General features: G+C 65.9%; 17 protein-coding genes and 1 pseudogene. 13 read left to right on the top strand and 5 right to left on the bottom strand.

Going from position 1 to position 16,142, the window contains the following annotated elements; translation table 11 throughout:
• Positions 1–161 precede the first annotated feature (161 nt).
• The 12 genes and pseudogenes from GA707_RS19405 (at position 162) to GA707_RS19345 (ending at position 11,727) form a co-directional block, all read left to right on the top strand.
• Positions 162–800, top strand: a complete 639-nt coding sequence (locus GA707_RS19405; RefSeq protein ID WP_226963974.1) for an NAD(P)-dependent oxidoreductase — start codon at positions 162–164, stop codon at positions 798–800.
• Between the two features lie 187 nt (positions 801–987).
• On the top strand, positions 988–1,503 hold the full coding sequence (locus GA707_RS19400) for an isoprenylcysteine carboxylmethyltransferase family protein (RefSeq protein ID WP_122261604.1): 516 nt from the start codon (positions 988–990) through the stop codon (positions 1,501–1,503).
• A gap of 147 nt (positions 1,504–1,650) precedes the next feature.
• A pseudogene (locus GA707_RS19395) lies at positions 1,651–2,010 on the top strand (bleomycin resistance protein); the annotation flags it as partial.
• 102 nt (positions 2,011–2,112) lie between these two features.
• On the top strand, positions 2,113–2,340 hold the full coding sequence (locus GA707_RS19390; RefSeq protein ID WP_152180108.1) for an antitoxin: 228 nt from the start codon (positions 2,113–2,115) through the stop codon (positions 2,338–2,340).
• Positions 2,337–2,729, top strand: coding sequence for a type II toxin-antitoxin system VapC family toxin (locus GA707_RS19385; RefSeq protein WP_152180107.1), 393 nt, complete (start codon positions 2,337–2,339; stop codon positions 2,727–2,729). The genes GA707_RS19390 and GA707_RS19385 overlap by 4 nt, the downstream gene beginning before the upstream one ends.
• 74 nt (positions 2,730–2,803) lie before the next feature.
• Positions 2,804–3,994 carry a glycosyltransferase gene (locus GA707_RS19380; protein ID WP_193315447.1) on the top strand — a complete coding sequence of 397 codons (1,191 nt, stop codon included), beginning with the start codon at positions 2,804–2,806 and terminating at the stop codon, positions 3,992–3,994.
• Positions 3,995–4,260: 266 nt separating this feature from the next.
• Positions 4,261–5,298 carry a serine hydrolase gene (locus tag GA707_RS19375; RefSeq protein ID WP_193315446.1) on the top strand — a complete coding sequence of 346 codons (1,038 nt, stop codon included), beginning with the start codon at positions 4,261–4,263 and terminating at the stop codon, positions 5,296–5,298.
• Between the two features lie 365 nt (positions 5,299–5,663).
• Positions 5,664–6,449: a hypothetical protein gene (locus GA707_RS19370; RefSeq protein WP_152180104.1), complete on the top strand. Its 786-nt coding sequence runs from the start codon at positions 5,664–5,666 to the stop codon at positions 6,447–6,449.
• 555 nt (positions 6,450–7,004) lie between these two features.
• Positions 7,005–8,081, top strand: a complete 1,077-nt coding sequence (locus GA707_RS19365; RefSeq protein WP_193315445.1) for a hypothetical protein — start codon at positions 7,005–7,007, stop codon at positions 8,079–8,081.
• Positions 8,082–8,226: 145 nt separating this feature from the next.
• On the top strand, positions 8,227–9,213 hold the full coding sequence (locus tag GA707_RS19360; RefSeq protein WP_152180102.1) for a hypothetical protein: 987 nt from the start codon (positions 8,227–8,229) through the stop codon (positions 9,211–9,213).
• Between the two features lie 334 nt (positions 9,214–9,547).
• Positions 9,548–10,741: an ATP/GTP-binding protein gene (locus tag GA707_RS19355; RefSeq protein ID WP_152180101.1), complete on the top strand. Its 1,194-nt coding sequence runs from the start codon at positions 9,548–9,550 to the stop codon at positions 10,739–10,741.
• 683 nt (positions 10,742–11,424) lie between these two features.
• Positions 11,425–11,727: a hypothetical protein gene (locus GA707_RS19345; RefSeq protein WP_152180099.1), complete on the top strand. Its 303-nt coding sequence runs from the start codon at positions 11,425–11,427 to the stop codon at positions 11,725–11,727.
• A 243-nt stretch (positions 11,728–11,970) separates the two neighbouring features.
• Here the strand turns inward: GA707_RS19345 and GA707_RS19340 are convergent, their stop codons facing one another.
• The 3 genes from GA707_RS19340 to GA707_RS19330 all read right to left on the bottom strand — a co-directional run bounded on the left by GA707_RS19340 (position 11,971) and on the right by GA707_RS19330 (position 13,596).
• The gene (locus GA707_RS19340; RefSeq protein WP_152180098.1) at positions 11,971–12,717 is read right to left on the bottom strand and encodes a DUF4386 family protein; all 747 of its coding nucleotides are present in this window, start codon (positions 12,715–12,717) and stop codon (positions 11,971–11,973) included.
• Between the two features lie 136 nt (positions 12,718–12,853).
• Positions 12,854–13,348 carry a hypothetical protein gene (locus tag GA707_RS19335; protein WP_152180097.1) on the bottom strand — a complete coding sequence of 165 codons (495 nt, stop codon included), beginning with the start codon at positions 13,346–13,348 and terminating at the stop codon, positions 12,854–12,856.
• 35 nt (positions 13,349–13,383) lie between these two features.
• Positions 13,384–13,596, bottom strand: coding sequence for a hypothetical protein (locus tag GA707_RS19330; protein WP_152180096.1), 213 nt, complete (start codon positions 13,594–13,596; stop codon positions 13,384–13,386).
• A gap of 234 nt (positions 13,597–13,830) precedes the next feature.
• Between GA707_RS19330 and GA707_RS19325 the strand changes: the two genes are divergently transcribed.
• Positions 13,831–14,349: a hypothetical protein gene (locus GA707_RS19325; RefSeq protein WP_152180095.1), complete on the top strand. Its 519-nt coding sequence runs from the start codon at positions 13,831–13,833 to the stop codon at positions 14,347–14,349.
• A 119-nt stretch (positions 14,350–14,468) separates the two neighbouring features.
• On the opposite strand, the gene GA707_RS19320 is transcribed toward GA707_RS19325, so the two are convergent.
• Positions 14,469–14,717: a hypothetical protein gene (locus GA707_RS19320; protein ID WP_152180094.1), complete on the bottom strand. Its 249-nt coding sequence runs from the start codon at positions 14,715–14,717 to the stop codon at positions 14,469–14,471.
• Between the two features lie 290 nt (positions 14,718–15,007).
• A complete protein-coding gene (locus GA707_RS19315; protein WP_193315444.1) occupies positions 15,008–15,727 on the bottom strand; it encodes a polysaccharide deacetylase family protein in 720 nt (239 codons plus the stop codon).
• Between the last annotated feature and the right edge of the window lie 415 nt (positions 15,728–16,142).

The following is a 16,142-nucleotide window of genomic DNA, read 5'->3' as shown; positions in this document are numbered from 1 at the left end:
ACCAAGGAGCACGGCTTCCGCTCATGCCGCGATCCGGGCGGTCGACAGCCGGCGGAAGGGGGCGCCTGCGTGTGCCGTTCGCTCTGGAGGCTGGACTATCTGAGCCTCTGCGGTGGTTGACGAAGCAGTCCGACTGACCCCAGCAGTAGAGGAGCATGCTCATGGCCACCATCGTTGTCTTCGGCGGGACCGGGTACACCGGCGGCAGCGTCGTTCGGGAGGCTGCGTCGCGAGGTCACCAGGTGCTCTCGGTGAGCCGGTCCGAGCCGCAGGAGCCTGTGGAGGGCGTGCGCTACGAGGTCGGCGGCGTCTCCGATGTCGCTGCCCGCGTCGTGCCGGGCGCCGACGTCGTGCTCGCCGCGCTCTCCCCACGCGGTGACATGGCCGGCCGCCTCGTCGAGGCGTACGGCGCGCTGGCCCGACTATCCGCCCAGGCTGGTGCGCGCTACCTGCAGGTCGGCGGGTTCAGCTCGCTGCGACCCGGGCCGGGCCTGCCGCGGGTGGTCGAGGGTGAGATCCCGGAGCAGTACCGGGCCGAGGCGTTGGAGGGTGAGGCCACCCGGGTGATGCTCGCCGAGCAGGCGCCCGAGGAGCTCGACTGGCTCTTCATCAGCCCCGCTGGTGGCTACGGTGCGTTTGCCCCGGGCGAGCGAACCGGTACCTACCGGGTCGGCGGTGAGATCGCGCTCTTCGACGCCGACGGGAACTCGAACATCTCCGGTGCCGACTTCGCTCTCGCGATCGTTGACGAGATCGAGAACCCGCGTCATCACCGAGAGCACATCAGCATCGCTTACTGACCACGGGCCCAGGTGCCCGCTGCCCGCGGCGTGCACGACGTCCTACTCCGCAGCACTGCGCGCCGCGTCTATCACTGCGACGTGCTCGGCCGCGAGGACCAAGGATGATGGGGCTCGTCGACGCGCTGTCAACCTCGGCATCTCACCACTCGTTGGCTCCACTCTTCCCGTGAAGGAAGCCGATCAGATGAGCCCACCCACAGAATCCGCTGCTGGGCACGAAGGCAGCACGTCCTCTGGTCAGGTCAGGACCGCGCGGCTCATGGTCGTGGGCCAGTTCGTGCTCATCGGTATCCTCGTGGTGCTCCCGAAGGGCGATGACTGGCCGGTGCCCGCTGCGCTCACCGTTGCCTGCAGCGCGGCCGCCGTCCTGGGCCTGACCGTGATGGTGATCGGCGCGACGGGACTGGGCCGAGGTCTGACGGCCACGCCGTTGCCGAACGCCCACGCACAGCTGCGTACGGGCGGCCTCTACCGGTACGTACGGCACCCCATCTACAGCGGGTTGCTGCTCATGATGGCCGCAATCACGGTGGCGGCCGGAAGCGGGCTCCGGCTCCTGACCCTGGCAGCGCTGGTCCTGCTCCTGAACGTGAAAGCACGATGGGAGGAAACACGCCTGGCGGAGCGATTCGAGGGATACGCCGACTATGCCGACCGCACTCCACGGTTCGTGCCCTTGCGGTCGAGGAGGTCACCGTGAGAGCAAGCGCGGGACGTCCCTGACTGTTGAGCGATGCGGAACCACAGACCACGTGGTCAACTGCCGGCGGAAAGGGGCACAGTTGGCGAGGAGTCTCGCCCGCACGGCTGCCCTCCGGAGTCCCGGGCGGAGCATTACTGTGACTTCATGGTCGATCGCGCCACGCCGAATCTGCCGTCGCGGGACTTCGACACGACAGCTGCCTTCTTCGCCGACCTGCGCTTTGCCACCGACTATCGCGACTCGGGCTGGATGATCCTGAGCCGGGGCGAGGTCAGCCTGGAGTTCTTCCCCTTCCCGCAGCTCGATCCAGCAACCAGCGCCTTCTCCTGTTGTCTGCGCCTCGATGACGTAACTGCCTTCTTCGAAGAGTGTCGAGCAGCGGGCATTCCCGAGTCGAGCCGGGGATGGCCACGCGTACACCGCCCGTCCCTCGAGGACTCCGGACTACGCATCGGTGCACTGCTCGACCCCGACGGCACACTCCTGAGGCTGATCCAGAACCCAAAGCCACGGTTGCCTCGATCGATACCCGGCGCTACGACGCAGGTCGTCATCGGCTCTTCCCGGGGTGTCGAAGCGTCGCTTGCAGAGTGCTAGCGTGGTGGGATGACCACACTGTACGTACGGGACGTCCCCGACGAAGTGACCCAGACGCTCAAGGATCGCGCCGCGGCCGAAGGCAAGTCACTCTCGGCCTACGTCGCGGCAGAACTTGCGCGGATCGCCTCCCGCCCGACCAACGCCGAGATCGTGGCACGCCTGCGTGATAGAGACCGTACCGATGGGCCGAACGCCACCGACATCGTCGAGGCCCTGCGCGAGTCTCAGCGGTGATCGTCATCGATGCCTCGGCAATGGTCGAGGCACTGGTGGGGCGCGACGTCGATGACAGTCTCCTCGAGGTTCTCTCCGGCGAGATCGCCGCTCCCCACATCCTCGACGTGGAAGTCCTCTCTGTGCTGCGGGGCCTGGTGCTGGGCGGGAAGCTCGAGGAGAACCTGGCTGAGGCGGCACGAGTCGACCACTTCGACCTGCTCATCGACCGACACGACACCGCGCCATTGGCCGAGCGCATCTGGAGTCTGCGCCATCGGTACACCAGCTACGACGCGGCCTACCTGGCCCTGGCCGAAGCCCTCGATGTGCCACTGCGCACCTGCGACGCCAAACTCGACAGCGAGGGCCACCAAGTCGCCGTTCACCTCCACCCACGCACCCACTGACCTCCGCGGTCCGTGCGGCAACTCCCGGCGGAAGGGGGCTGCCTATGGGGCGGGGGCGGTGGCAAACTGCGGAGATGCGGGTGCTCTGCTCGACGACCGCCGGCGAGGGCCATTTCGGGCCGCTCCGGGTGCTCGCGCAAGCCTGCCGGGCTGCCGGCCACGAGGTGCGGGTCGCCGCCCCCGCCTCGTTCGCCGGTACGGTGCAGCGGGCCGGTCTGGACCATGTTCCCTTCGCTGAACCGTCCCCCGAGGCTATGCACGCTGTCTTTGCCTCGCTGGCGCGGATGAGCACAGAACAGGCGAATGCCACCGTGATGGCCGAGGTGTTTGGGCGCCTGGACGCCCAGGCAGCGTTCCCCGACGTCCAGAGAATGGTGAGGACGTGGCGTCCGGATGTCGTGCTGCGAGATCCGGCCGAGCTCGCCTCGCTAGCCGCCGCACAGGCAGCTGGGATCGCCCACATCGAGGTGGCTATCGCGGTGGCGGCCCTGATGCAATGGGGATTGGAGCACCTGCCTGACCCTCTGGCGGAGCTGGACGAGGTGACCGGGCTCACCCACGGGACTCTGCTGCAGGCGGCCGCGGCGTCGCCGGTGTTCACGATGGTTCCCGAGGCCATGGATCGAGCCGCTGGCCACTCGACCGGCACCGCGTCGGCGGTGCGTGACGTGGTGCGCTTCCGGGCCAGGCATGAGACAGGGCCGGGCCGCCTCCCGTGTTCGTGGGGTAACCCGGATGACCCGCTGGTGTACGTCACCTTCGGAACCGTCGCGGGGGGTCTGGACTACTTGCGGGAGGTGTTCACCGCGACCTTGCACGCACTGTCCGCCCTACCCGTGCGCGTGCTGCTGACGACAGGCGCCGGCGGAGAAGTCGCCCTCGCCGACGTTCCCGGCAATGCCCATGTCGAGCAGTTCTGGCCCCAGGACGATCTCATGCCGCTCGCCGCTGCCGTTGTCAGCCACGGCGGGTTCGGCACGACCATGTCCGCGCTCTCGGCCGGTGTTCCTCAAGTCGTTATGCCCCTGTTCAGCACCGACCAGTACCTGAACGCCGAGGCGGTCTCGGCCATGGGTGCTGGAGTCACCATCCACGGCGGGCCCGACGCGACCTCGGCCATGGCAGCAGCTGTCTCGCGCGTGCTCAGCGAGTCATCCTTCCGCATCCGCTCCGGCGAAATCGCCGAGCAGATCGCAGCGCTACCAGAGGCAACCGATGTCGTCGACCAGATCGGCCGCATCACCGACACCGCCGCCCCCAACTGACCCGGTCCGTCCCAGCCCCACCCGGCCGGCACCCAGCCCAGCACCCGGCGGAGAGACGCTCCCTTCGGATCGCGAGGATCCGTTGACGCTTTGGGCTGTTGGCGATGCTGGACCGCACGATCGCCCGGGCGCTACCTTGATGATCTGGGGCAGGGTCTGGTGCTCACCGTTGGAGGTGGAGCGTGAGATGTCGCGTGTGGTCCGCTGCGCTGGTTTCGGTTCTCGTCCTCGGGGGGTGTTCGGGATCCGGTCCCACCGGCGAGCAGGTGGCCGCCGATGTGGGGCCGGCGGTCGAGGACTACCTGACCACCGTCGACCCCGAGGGTCAGGTGCGGGCGGTGCTGCTGCACGTTGAGGGCGAGCCGGTGGCGGAGCGCTACACCGAGTCCGGTCCCGAGGACTACTGGGATACCCGGTCGGTCACCAAGTCGGTGATGTCGACCTTGGTCGGGATCGCCATCGGCGAGGGGCAGATCGAGGGGGTGGAGTCGACTGTTGGCGAGCTGCTGCCGTCGCGGGCGGCGGAGATGAGCGAGGAGACCGCCGCGGTGACGCTGCATCAGGTGCTGACCCACACCGGCGGGTTCGCTGCCGATACCGGGAACGCATCGCGGGAGTACTTCGCCGCTGAGGACTGGGTCGGGCAGATCCTGGCCGACCGCAACGAAAGCGGTCCGGTCGACGGCACGTTCGTCTACTCCAACGCCGGGGCACACCTGTTGTCCGCGATCCTGGTCGAGGCGACCGGTGTGCCAGTGCTGGAGTACGCCCGCCAGAAGCTGTTCGACCCGCTCGGGATCCCGACCGAGCCGGCGTTCGAACCCGCCTTCGACTTCGCCGACGAGGCAGCGGCCGCGGCGACATACGAGCAGTACTGGGACGCCGACTTCACCTGGCCGGTCGATCCGCAGGGCCTGCACGAGGGGGCCTGCTGCATCAAGCTGCGCCCGCAGGACCTGGCCGCGATCGGTCAACTCTACCTGGACCAGGGACGCTGGGACGGCCAACAGGTGGTCCCCGAGCAGTGGGTGGAGCAAGCAACCACGCCACACGTAGAGGTCCGCGAACCAGGAGCAACCGGCTACGGCTACCTGTGGTGGACAACAGACATCGCCGACGAGCCCGGGTACGTGGCCTTCGGCTTAGGCGGTCAAGTAATCGCCGTCGTGCCCGCCCAGCAGCTGGTGCTCGCCATCGCCACCGAGTTCGACGACAGAGACCCCGCCCGAATGGCCAAGGAGTTCAGCGGCGAGTCTGCTGTCAGCATGCTCGAGAACGCCATCATCCCCAACCTCGGCAGCTGACACCAAGGAGACCACTTTCGTCGTACCTAGCCAGGCTTCGACCACAAGCATGTGTCAGGCGATTCCCGGCGAAGTGGGTCAGGTCGATGGGTCGCGCTGTCGCGCGAGTGTGACTACGGGGGCGACCCTCGTCGGCCGAGCGTGAGTAGCCTCGTGTTCCGCGCGTTGGCCAATGCCTCCGGTTTGGGGGGACCCTTTGCCATGCTGGCAGCATGCCCGAAGGCCGAGAACCGCACGGGTATCTAGATCTCCAGGACCTCCATCGTCGTTGGAGCCAGTGCGACCAGTTACGCCAATCCGCCCAGCAGGCTGTCGCGAGATGGGATCGGCGCATTGTCTGCCCACGCACCGTGGACGAGCGTTTAGTGGGGGGACACCGCGGCTACGCCGCCGCGGAGCGCTACCTCACCACCTCGGACGAGAATCACGACGCCCTAGTCAGCCTCCTGGAGCACCACGGAGCCACGCCCACAGCGCCTTGGAACTTGTTGCGCCCGTCCTTCGAGTCGGCGTTCTACGCGCTATGGCTGTTGACCCCCGAGGACAGCGTCGAGCGACGCCGCAGGGGCGTTCGCCTAGAATGGCTCGATGACATTGCCGCAACGAAGTTCCGCGAAGTCGCACTCGGAAATCGAGACGTGCTGAGGCAAATCGGGATTCCGTCGGACACCGTGCCACTACCTAAGGTGAACGCGAATCACGAGACATACGTCGCGGAAGCGGACGCTACGCGTTTGCCCTACAGCACGACGAAGCACCGCAGGCAGGTGAACCATCGGCCTGCCCGCGTTAACGTCGAGCAAGCTCTGTCCGAGCTGTTTCCCGGCGACGAGCTGATGACCCTGGCGCATACGGTCACATGGAAGACTCTTTCCGGCCTCCAGCACTCAGAGGCCAGTGCCCTGCTTCGGGTCACTGACCGGTCGCCGGTCGGGTCGTACCCAGGCGGCCAACGCCTCCTATTGACTATCAACGACGGCGCGTTCTATCTCGCCTGCCTTGCGACCACAACATTGCGCGCCCTCGCTTGGGCTCGTTATGGGGAGTGCCATCGGCCTGCCCGGTCAAACGACCCCATCGACCTAGCTGCACTACGCGACATCGTCGCCCGCTACCGCACCGCGTCCAGCGGTGAGAGCGAGTCCACCTAGCGCTCTTCTCCAGATGCTTGCCTCATCTGTGACGCTGTGACGAGGGCAAAGCGCCTGTCGCTACCCGTGCCGAGGCGCCAGCAGCCGGCGGACTGCCCTACGTCCGGAGTCGCTCAGTGGGTTGGCCGGTGATGGTGGCGATGAGGATGGGAATTAGGGCAAATGCCCGATGCCGAGATTCGGCTGTGGCCGCTACGGTCCGAGAAGACCCCGATCCGCTGGCGGCCAGGGGCTTGACCGGAAGGATCCGAAGTGATGCGTGCTCTCCCGAGTCGTTCTCGCCTCTTCGCCAGATCTCGCCTCTTCGCCGGATTCTCAAGCCGCTGGACCTCTGAGGTCGCGGCTTCGCCTCGGAAGGAGTGGGCGACGGGCTGCACTTCGCACGCCCACGCCGCGAACCTGAACGGGGCTTCAGCCGGCAGGTGGGTCGGCGGATGGCCCGGGGCAGGAGCGGTCCTAACCAGTACCGCTCTTGCGCTGGGCTTGGTCGTGGTCCCTACGCATGCCGCCACCGCGTCGTGGCTGCAGCCCGATGCTCTGAGTAGCCCGGGAGAGTTGACGAACGCGGTGCGTGAAGAGGTGGTCGAGGTGTATGACTCCTCCGGTGCCCTGGTCGGGACCCAGGTGTACCGGGACGCCCACGATCCCCGCGGTCGTCTCCTGACGGCGTCGTCGGAGTCCTTCGACGCCGAAGGCACCCAGACCAGGTTGTTTGCCGTGACGAACACCTATGAATCCGGTCGACTGGTCACCGAGACCAGGGTTGACGACCTTGACGGCGCGGGTCCGAGCCTTCCGATCACCCGGACGCTGCGAACCACCTACGACAAGCGCGGGTTGGTCTCTGGGACGGTGACTGAAGTCGACCATGACGGAGACGGCGTCGCTGACGAGACCGCCACCGCCACCCTCTCCACCGATGTCAAGTCGCGAACCATCACGACGAGCACCGAGGCAGATCTGGACAACGACGGCGTAGCCGAGATCAGCAGTGGTTCCGTGCGCGTCTACGACCAGCACGGCAACGTCATCAGCGAGACGGTGCAGACCTCCGATGCCGACGGCCAGACCTCCATCACCACGTACACAGGCACCTACGGGCCACAGAGCCGTCAGCTGACGACGAGCCTGAGCTTCACCGTGGATGGACTGGAACAGATCCGTTCGAACTCCAGCTTCACCTACGACAAGCGGGGCGACCTGCTGCAGATCGTCACGATCACCGAGGCCCCAGGTGCCGACCCGCTCACCATCACCGACAGCTACACCTACGACGCAAGAGGGCGACTGCTCACCTCAACGCAGATCCAAGCCGGCGTCGTTTTCTCGTCCACCAGCACCCTGTCTCGAACCTACGACGCCAGGGGCCGCCTCGTCGAGGTGATCCAGGAGGGCGACTCTGACACTGATGGTGTCATTGATGCACGCACCACCCAGACGCTGACATACGACGGCAAGAGCAGAGTCGTGCAGGAGATTCATAACTCCTACATCGGCACGGACACCCTGCAGTCGAGCACCACCATCACGTACGCCTACACCAAAGACACCACGGTGCTCACCTACGAGACGGACAACAACGCAGACGGCGTCATCGACGAAGTCGTCGTCGTCAGCCGCATCGGCTTCTAGAGGCCAACCGGCGAACCGCCAAGACCCAATATCCAGCGGAGTGGGGTCAGTTCCCGGGCCGCGGGCTCGCCAGTGTTTGCTTCAAGGTCGGCGACACGCGGCGAAGGTCTCAGGCAGCTCGGCCGAGCGACGCCATTCTGGTGCGGTGACTGGAGCGCGAGAAGGACCCGGCGAGGCAGCCCCGGAGGACGCACCGAGCCTGTCCGGCTTTGTGGCGCGCATCTTTGAGCAACTTAGCCTCAGCGCTTGGCTGCCTGCTGCATTCGGCACCGCTGTCGTCGTTCTCCTTGTCGGTTTTCGAATCAATGAGTCTGTCGATGTCGGTGCTGTAGTACAGGACCTCACGAACGACAAGTGGGCCCTCGCGCTGTTCACGCTGCCTGTCCTGATCCTGTCGACCCTCTTGACGCAATCATTCGCGTTTGAAGCCATCCGAATGCTTGAGGGATACGGGGCGCCGAGGAGTCCCCTCAACGCCGTCCGCAGTTATGGGATACGTAAGCACGTAGAGCGCCGCAGCCGTCTCGGGGTGCGCCGTGATCGCTTGGCTGGGCAAGCGTTCACCCCCGCGCGCACGAAGCTTCAGGCTCTTCCATCCGTTCCTATGGCGGTAGTGGCCGCACTGGAAGCCCAGGCCACGCGATCACCGGTGCCGACGCTAACCGATGCGGAAAGGAGCCTGCTCAAGGACCTGAACTGGCGCTCCAGCTGTGACGAACAGCTCTTGGCTGCCGTCGATCGTCACGATCTCCTGCTGAGGGACTATCCGCCACCATGGGAAGTGTTACCCACGATGCTTGGCAACATCATGCGGACAGCGGAGATCAACCTCAATACAGGAGGGGATGTTGAGGGATTTGCCCTTCGCAACCGGCATCGCGCCCCCCTTCGAGTCCAACGTCAACACGATCAGTTCAGGACACGCCTCGACATGTACTGCACCCTTGTGTTTGTCTCACTCGGTCTCGCGGTGCTCCCGGCGCCACTCCTTGCCGGACGGAACATCGCGTGGTGGTGGATCGTCGTCTTCACGCTGGCACTGCTGCTGTTCTCAGCTGTCTGCTATCGATCCGCGCTGTCGAGCGCTAGAGGTTATGTGGTCGCCCTTCGGCTCCTCAATCGAGCTGATTAGCCGCGCCCTCATCCGTCTGAAGCCGCATGCGCGCGCCATCTCGGGGGCAGAAGGGGCTGGCCGCCGTTTCGTAGCGCTCGTCCCCGCAGACGGGGCACACGAAGTGCCGCGAAGGAAACTTCACTCCCGGCACGCGATCGTCAACCATAGACACAGGTTCCCGCGATAGTTCACGGTCGTCAACGTGTCCAAGCAGTTCGGAGCACTCGCGGCGGATTGGTCAACCTGCCCCCCGGGGGTGACCCATGGGTTAGCACCCGCCGCCTCGTCAGCCGCCACCAACTCGCGCCACGTGCACCCTCGGACTGTTGAAGATCCGGGATAGGTTCGCCGTATGGCGAAGTATCCCCGCGTTCGAGAGCAGAACATCGCAGTCTTCGGTGAAGCCGGGTCGGGCAAGACGGTGTTGGTCTCATCGTTCTACGGCCCGACGCAGGAGGGGTCCTACGTAAACGACCTGTGGGACCTGGTCGCTCGTCAGACCGGTCAGGGGCATCGGCTCTACCAGAACTTCCTCGGAATGCGCGACAACGCGACCGTCCCGATCCAAACAAGGTTCGACAACACTACCTACGAGTTCTCCGTCAAACTCAAGGCCGGCGATGAGCCCGAAGGCAAGAAGCGACCCTTCGATGAGCTGCGTCTCGCCTGGCATGACTACCCCGGCGAATGGTTCACGGACGACCCCAGCAGCCTCGAGGAGCGCGACCGACGCACCGACACCTTCATCTCGCTGCTCCGCTCGGATGTCGCACTGCTCCTCGTCGATGGTCAGAAGTTGCTCGACTACGCGGGTGAAGAGGAGCGCTACCTGAAATCACTCCTGGGCAACTTCCGTCAGAACCTCCTGCGCCTTAAGGACGACCTCCTCGCGGAGAACGGACCGTTGGTCGAGTTCCCAAGGATCTGGATTCTCGCGCTGTCCAAGGCGGATCTGATACCGGACTGGGACGTCAGCACCTTCCGCGATCTCGTCATCCTCAAAGCCTCCGAAGACCTCGAACGCCTGCGAAGTGCCATCGCGGAACTGATCGAAACCCCGGAGGCATTGTCGATCGGCGAGGACTTCATCCTCCTGTCGTCGGCAAAGTTCGAGCTCAAGCCGGGCGGTCAGGACCCGGTCGAGATAGATGTCAGGCAACGGGTTGGACTCGATCTGATCCTCCCTATCGCGTCCCTTCTGCCGCTGGAGCGCCGTGTCCTGTGGGAGCAGCGGATGGCGATCCCCCGCAAGGTCGTGGACTCGCTCGCCGACGGTGCGGATGTGATTGCCGCGGCCCTGACGGGGGCGAAGTTCGTGAATGTCGAGAAGCTCTTGAACAAATTCATCAAGGCGGACAAGCGAGCGGAGTTTGTGGCCAAGGCATTGCCGATGCTGGCGGCCGCGGTCGCGATGGCTGGACCGAAGCTCAGGGAGATCAACGAGGAGGCGCGCGCCCACAACGATTACCTGCGAGCCATGCTGACCCAGTTCAAACTCGACCTCGACCAGGGCGTCAGCGACAAGGTGATCCGGACCCAGAAGTGAGTTCTCAATCGGAGCGCCCGATACAGCTGATCTGGGCGACGCGCGGCCGCACGTGGGGCTTTCGGTTCCTCCTCGACGGCGGCTGGAGAGACCCACTCGCCGAGTACGAGCGAGCGTTCAGCGAAGCCTCCGATCGCCGCATCGCATGGCATCGAACGGGCGGGACTGTCGCCGTCAGGTTTCCGGACCCCCAAGGGCGCCGCGACGCATCGGGTCGCGTCATCCCACACGAGTTTGTCGCCATCGGCGATCTCGCCACCCACGTCAATTCAGTCGCTGAAGGCATCCAGCAGATCTGGCCTCTTGTCGAGCACGCCTACGCCCGCGTCTGGAACAGCGACAGGGCCCCCACGGCGGACGATCTCCGCTTCGACGCTCCAACCCCTGAGTGACGGAAATGCGATCGCGTGGCAGAGGCCACTCGCGGCGATGTGACACAGCCGTACTCATTGAGCCTCCAGCACGGGCCAATGAGGCACGATGAGCGCGTGAGAAATCCTGGGGGCATCCGGCTCGACCTGCTTCCGGACGAAGGGGACGGCCGCGGGCGCGGTCGGACATCGGAGATCAGTGCGAGGGCCGCAGCGGGCGCTGCCTGTGGAGTCCTGATACTTCTCTTGGGAGGTTGTTCTAGGGGCGGGGTGAGTGTCCCGCCGGGCGCAGACGACTTGCAGCCGTGCCCAGTGGACACTATCGACGTCACCGCTCTGGCCCAGATGGGGGAACCGGGCTGCAACCTCGCCGGCTCGACGCTGCTCTTCCCCACCGGCGAAGAGTACGAGATCATGGAGATTGGGGTGGCGGGAGGGATGTCGAGTTCTCGTATGCCGACTCACCAGCTGCGGGCAGTGAATTGGGGAGTACCCGGGGTCGGTGCGGTCGACATCACCGACGGCGTCGTCACCGTCTGGGGGTCGACGCAGTGGGCCGTCGAGCTCCAGCTGAAGCAACTCGCGCTCGAAGGAATTGAGCGCACCATAAGATGACGGTCCCGCGGTGCGCGGCCCCTCACATCACGGTGTGGCTCCGCCGGGGTTCCCTGGCCAAACGAGTGCGCTCCGCGAGTCCGCGTCCGCAAGCACTGCGAATCCCACGCACGTCGACATCGGAAACCTGAGATCCAATGCGGTCAAGGCCCCGCCATGTGACCCCATCGAGGCGCAGAGCGCGATCCGGCGCCGCGCGATACGCGGCGGTAGGACGCGCTCGGACCCGCGCGTCTGACGCTGTCACGCTGGTGTGGTGTCAGGGTCGGAAGCCGATGCCACCATCGACGGGCTGCGGTGTCGGATCAGCGTGATCCCCAGCAGCAGGAACCAGACCGTGGTGCCGGGGACGGCCAGCATGTAGACAACCCACAACACCGCGGACGCCGCTGACTCGTCCGCGACGAAGGGCGCGGACGAGGCGAACAGCAGTCGAGTTGCTGGAAGGAGCCCGAGGATGATCAGCCAACGCGGGAGCACCCCCGTCAGCATCGCGTCGGCACACAGGCCGACCGCCCAGCCGCACAACGCGATGATGGCGCCGGCGCCGAGAGCCTGGGTGCCCACCATCTGCACGCTCAGGTACGCGGCTTCGCTCCAGTCGGTGTTGAGCTTGTCGACGTGCAGCAGCGTGCTCGCCGATGCCATCCGCAGCCCGGCGAGGGGCAGCAGCAGCGCGGCGGTGAACAACCCGAAGATGCTCGCGACCCGTAGCGCAGTGCCCTGGGGACGGTCGCTGCGCAGATGATCTGCGACACCCACCACTGCGCTCACCACGGCCACCGACAGCATGACTAGCAGCACGCCGTCGATCTGGTAGATGACGGGGAAGTCGCGTAGGAACTGCACCATCACGGCCGGGTCGTCGGTGTCGGTGTAGCCCAGGGCCGGGGGTAGGACCTCGACGACGGTCCAAGCCAGGCCGAGCACCGCCATCACCACGACGGAGTATCCGGCGCGGGCTGCACTGGTCGTCGAGATCACCTCCACCAGAGGCCGTCTGTCGCGGCTACAGTACTCCTTCTTCCGCGTCAGACGTGATGGGTGCGCCGCGCGTCGGTCGACAGCCGGCGATGTGGGGCATCTGGCCGATGTGTCTCGAGACTCTGAATGGCGCGGCGGACCGTTAGATCGGAGCGAGGACGCCGAGGCCGGTGAAGACGATGAGGGTGATGAGGTAGGCCCAGCCGCCGGTCAGGCGGCGTGCCCTGGAAGGGTGGGGTCGGGAACCGAAGAGCACGTAGAGCGGCACCACGAGAACCATGACGGGGGTCAGGCTCAGCCATGCCCAGGCCCACCGGGTGGCCCACCGCGGCTCTGGTCCGCGGCCTAGGACGAGGAAGAAGCTGGCGAGGAGGACGAAGGGAAGGGCCATCCAGGTGCCGGGCAGTTCCCACCGGCCGAGGATCGCCCCCGCGCTGGGCTCCGGCGACTCCGTGAAGGTCACGTCGAGCCCTGGAGCCTCCAGGCGAAGAGCGTCGTCGACTGGTCCGACCACGACGGCGTCTGCGTCGGCACCGGCCAGGGTGTCGCTGTTCAGCTCTGACTGGGACGTGGCTTGCCAGATCCGGGTCACGCGGGCGGGCCAGCCGGTATCCCAGTACACGTGCACCACTGCCAAGCCCTGAACGGCAGGGTCGATGCCGTCAGCCCCGCCTAGGCCGCCCTCGATCCGTACCTCGTGACGGTGCCCTGCCGCAGTTCCTTCTGCAAGTCACCGTAGGACGTCTGCAGATGGCCCTGGACGGCGAACACACCAACCGTCAGCACCGACAGCGCCAGCACCGACCACCGAGCCACAGGCCACCACGACGGCGGCTGCTCACCCCCGCGATCAACCCCCGACGCCGACACCACCGTCTCCGACATCATCGGAGTCTAGGGACCCCGGGCCAAGCCGACGCGCTACGCGGCGAAGTGCCGCAGGAGGTCGGTGGTGGTGTCTACTGGGTCAGCGGCCTCCATCGCCGTGGGTGGATCGCTATGCGTCATCGCGGGAAAGGTCGTCCCAATGCGTTCTGCGGATCTGTCGGCCTGCGGTACTGCGTGTCATTGCCCTGGCCGTCGGATGACCAGCTCGTACGAAGCTGGGGTGAGCCGTCGATGATGAACAACCGGGGTGGCAGCGAAACGCGGGATCACCGAGAGGACAACTGGCCGATAGTCCTGGGTCTGGAGTTCGCAGGCCGAGGCAACTTCAACCTCATCAGCGCATGGACGCTCGTGGATGACTACCTGGCATCGGATCCCTCCGGGGAATGGCGGGAATGGCTTCCCATCGCGTCGGTGGGTGAGCTGTCCGTCATTTTTAGATACCGCCATGAGGTGACTGCGCCGGCCATCCGAGTCTCAAGGACCAAGGAAGGCTGGTCTGCGAGTTGTCGACTGCCGGCCGGTGCGTACTCCGGTCTGGACGTCTTCGGGATGATGCGACATATCTGCGAGCACGTGACTGCGGCCTTGGAGAAGATCTCCATCAGGGCCGAACTGCGGGACCCTCCCTGCGGAGCCGACGCCTTGTTCAACTCTGTCCAGGAATGGGCTCTGAGCCAAGGGATCACCGACCCGGTAGCGCACCGGAAAGCGATCTGGGATGCAGCGCGCGAGGACGAACAGTACTGACCCCTGCAACGTCCCTCGGCCGGAGCCCGTGACGCTCACCGCGGCGACGCCTACACGAGGTGAGCGAGGTCCGGCTCTCCCCGCGCCCAACTCGCGGCGAAGTGACCGTAGTCCTGCGGTTATGCCTCTGGGTCCACCGCTTCCGGACTGTGCTCAACGGCGGCTTGGCCCGCCATGGTCGCTTCAAGTCGCCAGAGCAGCCGGCCGACATCGTTCGCTACTGCGATCAACTCATCTTCTGAGTGGCTCGCCCCGCCGTCCTCCGCGCGGTGGGCGGCGAAGATCTGCAGATAGGCCTTGAGCCCGGCACTGAGCATCATGAGCTCCCGATTCGACAGCGACATCGAGTGCTGGTCTCCCGCCTTCATGCGGCGACCATAACGAGAATCTCGCCTTAGGTCAGTAGGCCTCAGCAGCGAACTCGCATGACTCGACGGGATAATCGCCCCTTGGATACGAACACTTAGGCGAGAGTATGCGCCCAACTCGCGGCGCTGTGACGCAGCGCCGAGGAGGTGAGGGCTGCCGTCGTGCGGACCCCCCGAGCACACGTTGGCGACGCTTGGCAGCATGGTGTTCGTTCGCCCCCTGTGAGGTCGGCCAGCATTGGTTCGGCAGCCGACTTCTCCGGCTCGAGGCTCGAGCTTGGAGGACTGTGTCAGTAGGGGTTTCGGACGCTTGGCAGGGCGTCAGCCAGCTGCACGAATGTGACACCACGCTCGAGCATTGCGGGTAGCGCAAGTGCCATGCCGCCGGCCGTGCCAGACCCGGGACGGTTGGCGTGGGCGATGACGATGTCACCGTCGCCGGCGCGGTCTACCTCGATGACCACCTGCTGCGCGCTGAAGGTTGCACCAGCATCGCCGTTGATGCTGAAGTTCACCACGACCTGACCGAGGGCTTCAGCGATCGCGACGCCGACGTCGTCACAGTGGGCCGTCCCGGAGCGGAACCACAGGGGCGCTGCCCCGGCGGCGTCGGTCAGAGCGGGCACGGGCGCGGCTACCTCGTCGTAGGCGGCCCCCGCGTCTCGGGTACCTGCGATCCCGTATGCCGCGCGCCCGTCCACGGTCAGGGGGCGGTGCTCGTGTCCGTGGTTGGCGATCTCGATCAGCGGGTCGGCCCCCAGCTCCCGCGCCAGCGTCGGGTTCGCCTTGAGCCAGCGAGAGTTCACGAAGAACGTGGAAGGGATCGCTAGCTCCTGCAGCAACTTCCATAGATCATGATCGAACTTCTCTCCCTGTGGTCCCCCACACAGGTCGAAAGTCAGCGCCACACCCTCTCCAGGGTGGCGCAGCGCGACACCGGGCACTTCCAGCCCAAAGGTCGACGGTACGCGCCCGGCGAACCTGTCCACAATGTCCTGCCGGGACGGCATGGCGGCTGCGGGTGGCGCCGCAGGCGTCGCCTCTGTTGTCGCAGCATCGGCGTCGCTGGTGCCTACCGCGGTCGGGGACGACGCACTCTCTGCGGAGGCCTCCGCCGATCGTGAGGGCTCCTGAGCCTGTTCCCCCTCCGCGCAGGCGGTCAGGAGTGAGACAGCACCTGCGGCGCCAAGGCGGAGTGCCCCCCGGCGGTTGAGCACTGCCAGGCGCTGACGACGGCGGCCCAGCGGATCCGCTACATCGGAATCCACCTGAGTTCCTCCCATCACCAGCTAGAAAACGCACGAACGATCATCCTCGCACGCGACCTACCGCCCCCTCGTCCAACCCCCGAGGTCTCGATCAGCCGGCAGAGACTCGACAGAGACGGGCCCGACCTTTCAGGTCTGGTCGACTCGCGGCGGTGTG

The sequence above is a fragment of the Nostocoides sp. F2B08 genome (assembly GCF_009184895.1).
Taxonomy (GTDB): Bacteria; Actinomycetota; Actinomycetes; order Actinomycetales; family Dermatophilaceae; genus F2B08.
Note: the sequence above shows the minus strand (reverse complement) of the source record. Positions and strands in the feature narration are given on the sequence as shown.

What these genes read in the sequence shown, in the direction of transcription:
- GA707_RS19405 (WP_226963974.1), top strand. Translation starts at nt 162, where the DNA reads ATGGCCACCATCGTTGTCTTCGGCGGGACCGGGTACACCGGCGGCAGC.
- GA707_RS19400 (WP_122261604.1), top strand. Translation starts at nt 988, where the DNA reads ATGAGCCCACCCACAGAATCCGCTGCTGGGCACGAAGGCAGCACGTCC.
- GA707_RS19390 (WP_152180108.1), top strand. Translation starts at nt 2,113, where the DNA reads ATGACCACACTGTACGTACGGGACGTCCCCGACGAAGTGACCCAGACG.
- GA707_RS19380 (WP_193315447.1), top strand. Translation starts at nt 2,804, where the DNA reads ATGCGGGTGCTCTGCTCGACGACCGCCGGCGAGGGCCATTTCGGGCCG.
- GA707_RS19355 (WP_152180101.1), top strand. Translation starts at nt 9,548, where the DNA reads ATGGCGAAGTATCCCCGCGTTCGAGAGCAGAACATCGCAGTCTTCGGT.
- GA707_RS19330 (WP_152180096.1), bottom strand. Translation starts at nt 13,596, where the DNA reads ATGTCGGAGACGGTGGTGTCGGCGTCGGGGGTTGATCGCGGGGGTGAG.
- GA707_RS19325 (WP_152180095.1), top strand. Translation starts at nt 13,831, where the DNA reads ATGATGAACAACCGGGGTGGCAGCGAAACGCGGGATCACCGAGAGGAC.
- GA707_RS19320 (WP_152180094.1), bottom strand. Translation starts at nt 14,717, where the DNA reads ATGAAGGCGGGAGACCAGCACTCGATGTCGCTGTCGAATCGGGAGCTC.
- GA707_RS19315 (WP_193315444.1), bottom strand. Translation starts at nt 15,727, where the DNA reads ATGCCGTCCCGGCAGGACATTGTGGACAGGTTCGCCGGGCGCGTACCG.